Below are 8,544 nucleotides of genomic sequence, written 5' to 3'. Positions count from 1 at the left end.
TTGGTGGAGCCGTCGTCGATGCAAATTTTCATGTCGATTTTCCTTATGTTGATTAATTAATCGTTTACGGGATTCTGAAATCCCGCTTTTGCCTGTTTTGTGCGCGCTTCATATTTCGCGGCGCGTTTTTTGCTCATTTACGGGATTTGTGAATCCCGTTTCTGTCTGTTTTTTGTTCCCACGGGTCAGGCCACCCCGCAGCAGGTCTGCTTTGCGGTGGGCGCGTTCAGTGGTTTCACTGATTCTCTGTGCGTGCTCTGCGTCACGGATGGCGCGCAGCATGTCAGAAAGCACGGTAACGGGGGTTTTCATGGTGTTCTGGTCCTGCTGAAGTGTGGATGCCAGGCGTGCGGCGGCTTCTGGGTCTGATGCACCGAGCTGTTTCAGATAGCTGGAAACCGGGTTATGGCGGATCTCCGTGCTGCTTACGCTGTGATTACGGCTCAGGCGCTGCCAGAGCTGCGTGATTCGGCTGTCCGGTCGGGTATCCGGTTTACGTACAATTTCATATCCCTGCGGCGCAATGATGCTGCCGTCAACGTACAGACTGCCGCCCCGTAACAGGTGCAGCATCTGTTGTTTACCGATATGCAGGCCGAGAGATTCGGCAGACTCCCGCCATTCTTTAGCGAGTAACTCGTGGTTATCAGGCAAAGGCCGCGGCTGTTTGCGGCTCTGTGTCCAGTTCTGCATTTCATCACTGCTGTTTTTTGCCTGTTTGTCACGCAGCGAACGCATCAGCGCCCGGCGTTCGTGCCGTTTCAGTGAGCGCATCCATTCATTCACTTCAACGCCGTCAGGAAGCTGCGGCCACGGTGCTGGCCGTTCTTCCGGCTGTTCTGTCCCGTTGTTGTCCGTTTCCTGTACACGGGGACAGTTATTGCCACGAGTCCAAGGGGCGGCAGGGCCGCCCTGAAGGTCAAAACCATTTTCGTTGGCGCTGTCTTCCGCTTCCGGTTTACGTCTTACCAGCTTCCAGTTATCCGGGTGCGTGCACACGCGGGAAGATTCCCCGATTTGTGGCGACCAGATCCCGTAAATCTGTACGCTTTGCTCGCCGTAATCGTTCAGCTCTTCTGCGAGGTCGTAGGCGGTGCGAATCAGGTAATCCTTGCGTGGAACAAGTACGCCACCCTGTTTCTCAATGTAGGTGGCAAAACACCCGGCATCAGCGGCAGCGAGTACCGCATCCATTGCGTCATTTTCCAGACGTTGTGGACCTTCCGGGTTGCGGGCCATCTGACTGGCAAGGCGGCGGAGTTCACGCCATACCTGACGGGAGGGGATACCAAAGAACTGGAACTGGCGGACGCGGTGAAGGCGCGCCCAGCCGATGGCGCGTTCCACGCTCTCGGCCATTGATTTTCCGGTTTCGTGATCAACGCGTGGCTTGCCTGTTTTCGGGTCAATGCCATCCACGGCGCGGCTGTCCAGGTTCTTTCCGATGTAGGTGGCGATGTAGCTGGTCGGCGTACCTTTCGAACCGTCAACGTACTCTGCCTTAAAGCGCGGAGTTATGTCATTGCCCAGCTCGTGGCGGTCTTCGCGAATGGCAATATCACGGGTGATGTCCACGATGCTGTCGATTTCTTCAGAATGTGCAAAGACCATCATGTGCCAGTGTACGGTGCCGTCATGGTGTGGCTCCACCGTGCGGATGCCATACCAGCGCAGGCCGTCGCGATTCAGTTTTTTGCGGACCGCCTTAAAAAAAGTGTTAACCAGGTAATCACTGGAATCGCGCATGGTGGCGCCGTTCCATTTTGGATTCGGATGACCGTTCTCCGTTGTTGCGTGATATTTTGACGGACAGGTAACGGTCAGAAATACCGCCCTGTCGCCACGGGCTTCGGCCAGAAGTTCCAGCCCCTTCATGGTGGCCATCATTTCTGCCTTACGGTGGACCGGGTTACTTACTCCCGCGTAATACACCGTCTCGAGATCAATCGTGAACCCGTCTTCATTTTCCAGCATGAAACTTTTCAGGAAATCGCGTGTTTTCTCGCGCTGTGCGCGAAATTCACTTAATGCGTCCTGGCTCAGATAGGGGGATGTTTTTCTGGAAACCAGACAGGCAGCGCGGAGTTGCTCCTCTCTCCACTCGCAACGTAAAAGCCACAGTTTGCGTTTCCACCAGTCCGCGCAGGTCAGGCGGAGGATTGCGCCCGGCAGCAGTTCCGTGTCCGGTTCGCTCTTACGGTCTTTGTCTGTTGTCAGTGCGTCATAATGCGGCGGCACTGTGTGCAGATGTAACGCCATGCGGGCCAGCAGCTGATACGCCTTCAGCGTTATATCCATGGTCAGCTCGCCATCGGTCGCGCCAAAGTCATCGCAGAGTTTTTCGAAGGTGCTGCTGAACATCGCCGCTGTCATGACGGCCAGCGTCTGTATCTGGTGTTTGTTGAGCTGCGGCAGGTAAAGTAAATCATCCAGGCGTTCACGCCCGGCAAGGGAGCGATAACCCGGTGTCAGCCAGCGACGGTCGGTGCGCTCCAGACGTTCGAATATTTTGCGCAGGGTTCCGCGCGCGTAGCGTTCAGCCTGCCAGCTCTTTTTGCCTTTCTGACGATCGGATTCCTGTTTTTTGCGCAGGAAAGAGAGATGGCGGATAAGCGGATCTCGCAGATAGGACGGCAGCAGGCGCAGTGCGGCAATTGCTTCATCCACCGCGCCACACGCCTGTTTTCTGGCTTCTCTTGCCAGTGTGATGGCTTTGTCCTGTTTTTCCTGTGCGTCCAGGTTTTTATTAATCAAATTGCCCAGCGGCGTGGCGGAGAACGCCGCATCAGCCATTTCCTGGCGGCGCTCGTTCTCTGCCCGGTAGGCATCCAGCCAGGAAGAAAGAAGGGAGGGGCGGACAGGCTCCCCCGTTCCCTCGCGACCGACTGCATGGCGTGGTTGTTGCCAGTTTCTGATGTACTCCGTTGCCACGCTGACTACTCCGCCTTGCCGCTCAGTGCATTGTGGCAGACGGTAGCCAGCCGCTGGATTTCCTGCATGGTGCTCTCTGTGCTGGCATAACGGTGTGTTATGCGAATGCTGTCAGCAATTACATCAGCAATCAGAAATGAAGTTCGCTGGTAAATACCCAGTACGGAAGGCGTGCCGCTTTCGATGCGGGAAAGTGTGTAATCATCCTGGCAGCTACCAACCATGTAGCGCCCGTCAATAACAATCTGGCCGTCCGGGAGCTGCTGTTCCGGCAGTGATTTCAGATACATTGCATAGCGGTCGAGAACGCGAATACCAAAATCGCGCTCGGTTTTCAGCAGGTAATCAAAAAAGTCTTCGGCGAGAATCATTGCGGCAATCCTCTTGTTGCAGATGTGCGAAGGCCTCCCGCCGCAAGGTGCAGGAAAGGCCCGGAACAGGAATTAACGGAGTTTGTTTTGCTGCCGGATGAGCTGCTGAAGCCCGACGTGGTTTCCGGCAGCAGGAGGTGCTCATGCTCTGATTTCCCTCAGTAGCTGGTTGAACATCTGGGTTAGTGGGTTGCTACACCCAAACGGCATCGGGTTTACCTGATAAGAAAAGCGACCGCCTGTTTTGCGCTCTTTTCTTATGACTGAACCGCTGCGCCAGAGACGGCGTAGCTCCGCATTAATGGTTGTGGTTGGTGTATTCAGTGCTGCGGCGATTTCTCCACCGCTACAACCCGGATTGGCAGCGATGTAGTCCAGAATGGTCATCTGCGTGACTCCTGTACCTGTCTGATAAGATTCACCTGCACCACGTTGGTGGCGCAGAAGTAAGTACCGTCAGTGAGATAGATGTGATGTGCATCCTTTTCTGAACGGTGTTTGTCGATTGTGGTAATCAGGCGTTCGTCAACTTCGTATTCACGTCCTCTGGAGGTGAAACGAACGACAGGAAAATGCTTAATTGCCATTACGCCTCCTTGGCGTGTGCGAATACCTCCGCGAATGCGGATTGTTTTCACATTTTCTTATTTAACCTGGAGTCTTATTTGCGCGGTTATTCTTCAGTGAAAAAGCGTTCAATCTTTTTTACTGAATTAATAATTCGCATAATCCCAATAGCGCAGGCCACCGAAATAATCAGAACAAGCCATGAGATAAATATACTCATGCAATATTTCCCAGTTTATATGGCTCAATATGGTCCCCGTTTTCTGCGGCGCAGACGAGTACGGAAAGCTCGTCGAGCGCGTCCGGGTCGTCAATGTAAAAAGCTGTGTCGTATATACTCTTGATGGCCCTGGTCAATGATTCTCGGGCTGCGAGCTCAGCATGAGTGCCCGATGCGCTTAAGCGAAAATGAAAGCGCTCAAGTGCTTTATTGACGAGAGTTTTATATTCTTTATCCATCGCAACGCCCTTTAATCTGCCTTCTGAATTTCAGCTTCTGAATCCATGCAGATAATTTCGAGATAGGGGTTATTGCCATTAACCTGACGTGCTTTTTCAGCTTCGCTAATAATTTCGCATACGTGTTGATATGGAATCTCTACGGTCAGGCGTGTGCCGTTCAGATAAATGTAAGTGGCCGTGCTTTTATCTACCGGAACCACTCCATCAATAGCTGATGCGCGCAACAACAGCTCACCGCGAAAATCAATAAAGCGGATAAATACACCCTGAGCATGGTCTTTGGTCATAAAGCACCTGTTATAAATCAGCCTGTTTAATGAAATTCTGTCCACGCAGCAGACGATCAACCGTGCGCAGAGCTTCGTACAACGTGAAATCCTGTCCAAACTGATTGTCGCCGTTGCTCAGAGCAAAAATGCGGTTTCCGGTAAATGGGTTGCGTTGGCATCTGTGAACCACGATTCCAGCTTTCTCAATCAGCCAGGTGTGTTCACCAATTTGTTTTACGGGATGGCCATCAGGTGTAGCGTGTGTTTCGCTCAGGCTGTAGCGAGTGTTGCTACGTGATGCACTGGTAGCGAAACGGTTAGCATGGCGTTCCGCCCCGTTGCGGAAGCGTTGCTGTGAAGAATTGCACTGTTGCTTATTCATTTTTGTTTATATCCCCGCATGAAAATCATAGAAGCCAATAACACCCCGAAGTTAACTGACAGTATTATGATTAAGAAAAGGTCCATCTTATCCAGTCCGCACATAACCGATCTCCTTACTACAACATTATGAATTACTGAGTTTTTTACCCGATAAAATGAACAATAAACGCTATGAGCACCGCGCCAATGGCAGCCGGAAAAAGCCCTTTGGTATAAGCGGCGATGTACTCGATGTTGAGATCAACAAAGCGTTCTTCATGCCCCGTTAACTTGCGAAATAGATAAATCGCTATTACGCCTATCTCAATAAACATAATGGCCAAAATGGCGCTGGTGATATTGCTGGTCATTTATGATTAAAGCCCCAGCCACAACAACCATGCATCGCGGCGTTCTTTCGGCTGATCAAAAAACGCTTTGCGCATACCTGCGTTAAATGCTGGCAGATATACCCAGTTTTCTGATGCTCGCGTCTTTGCTGAACCCGGTTTTACAAAATCAATTGTTGGTAGCTTTGCGGCGTCAATCATGGTTCTGACGGTTGATTCTTTGCGGCCAATCATCTTGGCGAATAGTTGATATGGCACCGCTTCAAGTGGGTATGGTGCTACCTGAATGAACCCCTCAAGCTCTGATTCGCTCATTGTGGTAATCTCTCTAATTCGTTCGAATGGCTCAAAATGGCTTATATAGGCTTATTTGAGCTTTTTTATGTGTGTGCCCGATGTGGCATGTTTGCGATGGAGGATATGCCCGATATGGCATCTTTGTCAAGCATGGGTGAAAAATTTCGCCTGATTCGTGAAGCAGAAGGTATGACCCGCCAGGAGTTTGCGGATTGTGTTGGGCTACCTTATGGGACGGTAACTAACTATGAGGTGAGGGGGAAGCAAGTAACAGAGGGTGCCTTACTTAAGGTTACGAAACACCCAAAATTTAAGAAGTATGCTTATTGGTTATCAACAGATGAAACGATGCCGGAGGTTGGGCAAATTTCTCCGGCTCTCTCTCTTGATGGATTCTTCGATTCGGAGGGCGATCAGGTTTCAACCGAAACAAACCAAAAATCACCCCGCTAAGGCCAGAAAACTGGTTAGACCTGCTCTTTGTCTGGTCTGATTATTGCTGGAAAGAGGCTGGAGAAATTGTAGAGCGGTTCATTGGAGGGCTTCGCAATGTCAATTAAGAAGCTCGAAGATGGTCGTTATTTGCTGGACATCAGGCCGAACGGACGCAAGGGAAAGCGCGTGCGTAAGGTATTTGACAAAAAATCAGTAGCGGTGGCCACTGAACGCTACATCATGGCGAACGCTGAAAAGCGGGAATATATACAGGGTTACCGTGATCGCCGGACACTGAATGATTTGCTTGAGTTGTGGTGGATGTATCACGGCCAACACAGACGTAAGGCGGAAGAAGACCGGAAACAACTGCGCAACATAATCAATGAGCTTGGCGCTGATATGCAGGCTGTGGATCTTGATAAGCTGAAAATTATCGCGTGGCGTTCTCAAAAGATAGCTGCTGGATTGAAACCGTCATCTGCTAACAGGTACATGAACCGACTATCCGGCATGTTTACCGTTCTGAAAAGAATAGGCCTTTGGGATGCAGAACATCCGGTAAGGGGGATCTCCATTCTTTATGTATCCCCGCGAGAAATGGCTTTCCTGTCCCAGAAGGAAGTAGCGCTATTGCTCGATACACTGGAGGGCGACTACTGGCGTGTTGCGCTTTTGTGTTTAAGTACCGGGGCGCGTTGGGGTGAAGCCAGTAAGCTTCGCGGAGAACAGGTAGTTCATAACCGTGTGACGTTTCTCGAAACCAAAAATGGCCGGAAGAGGACGGTGCCAATTTCGCAGGCGGTTTGTGAGGCGATCAAAACCAAAGAAACGGGCAACTTGTTTGAGGTGAAGTACCGGGAATTCTGCCTGATGCTGAAAAGAGTTAAACCCGATTTGCCAAAAGGCCAGGCTGCACATGTGCTACGGCATACGTTCGCCAGCCATTTTGTGATGAATGGGGGAAACATTATTGCGCTTCAGAAGATTCTTGGTCACGCAACCATTCAGCAAACAATGGCATATGCACATTTTGCACCGGATTACCTGCAGGATGCGGTGGCTCTTAATCCACTGAAAGGTGGCGTAAGTGTCCACGCTGTGTCCACGGGGGATTAATTTTATATAGCCTGAAACGGCTTAAAGGGCGATACTGAATAACAATTTTTCAGTATTGCCCGTCTAAATGGTTATGTTGCTATCTGTATGATTATGAATGTTTTTTCAGATGAAACAGCAGTTTGCAAATGGGCGTTTGTTAATAAAGGAGCCTTAGATTGTCAGAGACTGAAAAAGGGTTAAAAATCCTTGTTGATGAAAATATGCCTTATGCCCGCGAATTATTTAGTCGTCTGGGGGAGGTGAAAGCGGTTCCGGGGCGTCCAATTCCAGTTGCTGAACTGGATGATGCAGATGCTTTGATGGTGCGTTCGGTCACGAAAGTGAATGAATCTTTGCTGGCAGGAAAACCAGTAAAATTTATTGGCACCGCGACCGCGGGGACGGACCATGTCGATGAAGCGTGGTTAAAGCAGGCGGGAATTGGTTTTTCTGCTGCACCTGGCTGCAATGCGATTGCGGTAGTGGAATATGTTTTCTCGTCACTGCTGATGCTCGCCGAACGCGATGGATTTTCACTGCACGAGCGTACCGTGGGGATCGTGGGCGTCGGCAACGTCGGGCGACGGTTACAGGCACGGCTGGAAGCGTGGGGGATCAAAACATTACTTTGCGATCCACCACGCGCCGATCGTGGGGATGAGGGGGATTTCCGTCCTCTTGATGAACTGGTCGCGCAAGCAGACATTCTGACTTTCCATACGCCACTCTTTAAAGATGGTCCGTACAAAACGCGGCATCTGGCGGATGAAAAACTGATTCGCAGCCTGAAGCCGGGGGCAATTCTGATTAACGCCTGCCGTGGTGCCGTTGTCGATAATACGGCACTGCTGACCTGCCTGAATGAAGGTCAGAAGTTAAGCGTGGTGCTGGATGTCTGGGAAGGCGAGCCAGAACTCAACGTCGAGCTGCTGCAAAAAGTGGATATCGGCACGCCGCATATCGCGGGCTATACCCTCGAAGGTAAAGCGCGTGGCACAACGCAAGTGTTTGAAGCCTACAGCAAGTTTATTGGTCATGAACAGCACGTGGCGTTGGATACATTGCTGCCCGCGCCGGAGTTTGGCCGCATCACGCTGCATGGTCCGCTCGATCAGCCGACGCTAAAAAGGCTGGTGCATTTGGTGTATGATGTGCGCCGCGACGATGCGCCGTTGCGTAAAGTCGCCGGAATACCGGGTGAGTTCGATAAACTGCGCAAAAATTACCTTGAGCGCCGTGAATGGTCGTCTCTGTATGTGATTTGTAATGACGCCAGTGCGGCATCATTACTGTGTAAACTGGGTTTTAACGCCGTTCATCATCCGGCTCGTTAATCTCTTCTTCATGCTCTCTGCTGTAACATAGGCAGGGAGCTTTGCATTTTCTGGAGTAAACCAC

At 51.1% G+C, this 8,544-nt stretch carries 13 protein-coding genes and 1 pseudogene; 3 read left to right on the top strand and 11 right to left on the bottom strand.

What is annotated here, in order from left to right:
* Positions 1-108: 108 nt before the first annotated feature.
* The 11 genes and pseudogenes from D9738_RS15555 to D9738_RS15510 form a co-directional block, all read right to left on the bottom strand.
* Positions 109-2,931: a replication endonuclease gene (locus D9738_RS15555; protein WP_130260576.1), complete on the bottom strand. Its 2,823-nt coding sequence runs from the start codon at positions 2,929-2,931 to the stop codon at positions 109-111.
* A 5-nt stretch (positions 2,932-2,936) separates the two neighbouring features.
* Positions 2,937-3,302: a hypothetical protein gene (locus D9738_RS15550; protein ID WP_059256259.1), complete on the bottom strand. Its 366-nt coding sequence runs from the start codon at positions 3,300-3,302 to the stop codon at positions 2,937-2,939.
* Positions 3,299-3,418, bottom strand: a pseudogene (locus D9738_RS25160) (hypothetical protein); the annotation flags it as partial. The gene D9738_RS15550 and the pseudogene D9738_RS25160, both read right to left, overlap by 4 nt.
* Before the next feature lie 25 nt (positions 3,419-3,443).
* Positions 3,444-3,689, bottom strand: coding sequence for a winged helix-turn-helix transcriptional regulator (locus tag D9738_RS15545; protein WP_000153684.1), 246 nt, complete (start codon positions 3,687-3,689; stop codon positions 3,444-3,446).
* On the bottom strand, positions 3,686-3,889 hold the full coding sequence (locus D9738_RS15540) for a hypothetical protein (RefSeq protein ID WP_000985159.1): 204 nt from the start codon (positions 3,887-3,889) through the stop codon (positions 3,686-3,688). The genes D9738_RS15545 and D9738_RS15540 overlap by 4 nt, the downstream gene beginning before the upstream one ends.
* An 86-nt stretch (positions 3,890-3,975) precedes the next feature.
* Positions 3,976-4,089 (bottom strand): hypothetical protein, encoded by a 114-nt coding sequence (locus D9738_RS15535; protein WP_000021660.1) that lies wholly within the window; start codon positions 4,087-4,089, stop codon positions 3,976-3,978.
* Positions 4,086-4,328 (bottom strand): DUF4754 family protein, encoded by a 243-nt coding sequence (locus D9738_RS15530; protein ID WP_033552259.1) that lies wholly within the window; start codon positions 4,326-4,328, stop codon positions 4,086-4,088. The genes D9738_RS15535 and D9738_RS15530 overlap by 4 nt, the downstream gene beginning before the upstream one ends.
* Positions 4,329-4,339: 11 nt before the next feature.
* On the bottom strand, positions 4,340-4,618 hold the full coding sequence (locus tag D9738_RS15525; protein ID WP_130260575.1) for a hypothetical protein: 279 nt from the start codon (positions 4,616-4,618) through the stop codon (positions 4,340-4,342).
* Positions 4,619-4,628: 10 nt separating this feature from the next.
* The gene (locus tag D9738_RS15520; RefSeq protein WP_130260574.1) at positions 4,629-4,982 is read right to left on the bottom strand and encodes a DUF4761 family protein; all 354 of its coding nucleotides are present in this window, start codon (positions 4,980-4,982) and stop codon (positions 4,629-4,631) included.
* A 145-nt stretch (positions 4,983-5,127) separates the two neighbouring features.
* Entirely contained in the window at positions 5,128-5,334 is a 207-nt protein-coding gene (locus tag D9738_RS15515) for a hypothetical protein (RefSeq protein WP_130260573.1), read from the bottom strand.
* Positions 5,335-5,340: 6 nt separating this feature from the next.
* Positions 5,341-5,628 carry a Cox family DNA-binding protein gene (locus tag D9738_RS15510; RefSeq protein ID WP_001759314.1) on the bottom strand — a complete coding sequence of 96 codons (288 nt, stop codon included), beginning with the start codon at positions 5,626-5,628 and terminating at the stop codon, positions 5,341-5,343.
* 114 nt (positions 5,629-5,742) lie between these two features.
* Here D9738_RS15510 and D9738_RS15505 point away from each other — a divergent pair, with 114 nt between their 5' ends.
* From D9738_RS15505 to pdxB, 3 genes are all read left to right on the top strand, one after another.
* Positions 5,743-6,063, top strand: coding sequence for a helix-turn-helix transcriptional regulator (locus tag D9738_RS15505; protein ID WP_097411093.1), 321 nt, complete (start codon positions 5,743-5,745; stop codon positions 6,061-6,063).
* Between the two features lie 96 nt (positions 6,064-6,159).
* Positions 6,160-7,164 (top strand): tyrosine-type recombinase/integrase, encoded by a 1,005-nt coding sequence (locus D9738_RS15500; RefSeq protein ID WP_032165854.1) that lies wholly within the window; start codon positions 6,160-6,162, stop codon positions 7,162-7,164.
* A 158-nt stretch (positions 7,165-7,322) separates the two neighbouring features.
* The gene (gene pdxB, locus D9738_RS15495) at positions 7,323-8,480 is read left to right on the top strand and encodes a 4-phosphoerythronate dehydrogenase PdxB (RefSeq protein WP_130260572.1); all 1,158 of its coding nucleotides are present in this window, start codon (positions 7,323-7,325) and stop codon (positions 8,478-8,480) included.
* Positions 8,481-8,544 lie beyond the last annotated feature (64 nt).

Source organism: Escherichia sp. E10V5 (assembly GCF_004212315.1).
In the GTDB taxonomy this organism is placed as follows: Bacteria; Pseudomonadota; Gammaproteobacteria; order Enterobacterales; family Enterobacteriaceae; genus Escherichia.
Note: the sequence above shows the minus strand (reverse complement) of the source record. Positions and strands in the feature narration are given on the sequence as shown.

What these genes read in the sequence shown, in the direction of transcription:
- D9738_RS15505 (WP_097411093.1), top strand. Translation starts at nt 5,743, where the DNA reads ATGGCATCTTTGTCAAGCATGGGTGAAAAATTTCGCCTGATTCGTGAA.
- D9738_RS15500 (WP_032165854.1), top strand. Translation starts at nt 6,160, where the DNA reads ATGTCAATTAAGAAGCTCGAAGATGGTCGTTATTTGCTGGACATCAGG.
- D9738_RS15545 (WP_000153684.1), bottom strand. Translation starts at nt 3,689, where the DNA reads ATGACCATTCTGGACTACATCGCTGCCAATCCGGGTTGTAGCGGTGGA.
- D9738_RS15540 (WP_000985159.1), bottom strand. Translation starts at nt 3,889, where the DNA reads ATGGCAATTAAGCATTTTCCTGTCGTTCGTTTCACCTCCAGAGGACGT.
- D9738_RS15515 (WP_130260573.1), bottom strand. Translation starts at nt 5,334, where the DNA reads ATGACCAGCAATATCACCAGCGCCATTTTGGCCATTATGTTTATTGAG.
- D9738_RS15525 (WP_130260575.1), bottom strand. Translation starts at nt 4,618, where the DNA reads ATGACCAAAGACCATGCTCAGGGTGTATTTATCCGCTTTATTGATTTT.
- D9738_RS15530 (WP_033552259.1), bottom strand. Translation starts at nt 4,328, where the DNA reads ATGGATAAAGAATATAAAACTCTCGTCAATAAAGCACTTGAGCGCTTT.
- D9738_RS15510 (WP_001759314.1), bottom strand. Translation starts at nt 5,628, where the DNA reads ATGAGCGAATCAGAGCTTGAGGGGTTCATTCAGGTAGCACCATACCCA.
- D9738_RS15535 (WP_000021660.1), bottom strand. Translation starts at nt 4,089, where the DNA reads ATGAGTATATTTATCTCATGGCTTGTTCTGATTATTTCGGTGGCCTGC.
- D9738_RS15520 (WP_130260574.1), bottom strand. Translation starts at nt 4,982, where the DNA reads ATGAATAAGCAACAGTGCAATTCTTCACAGCAACGCTTCCGCAACGGG.
- D9738_RS15550 (WP_059256259.1), bottom strand. Translation starts at nt 3,302, where the DNA reads ATGATTCTCGCCGAAGACTTTTTTGATTACCTGCTGAAAACCGAGCGC.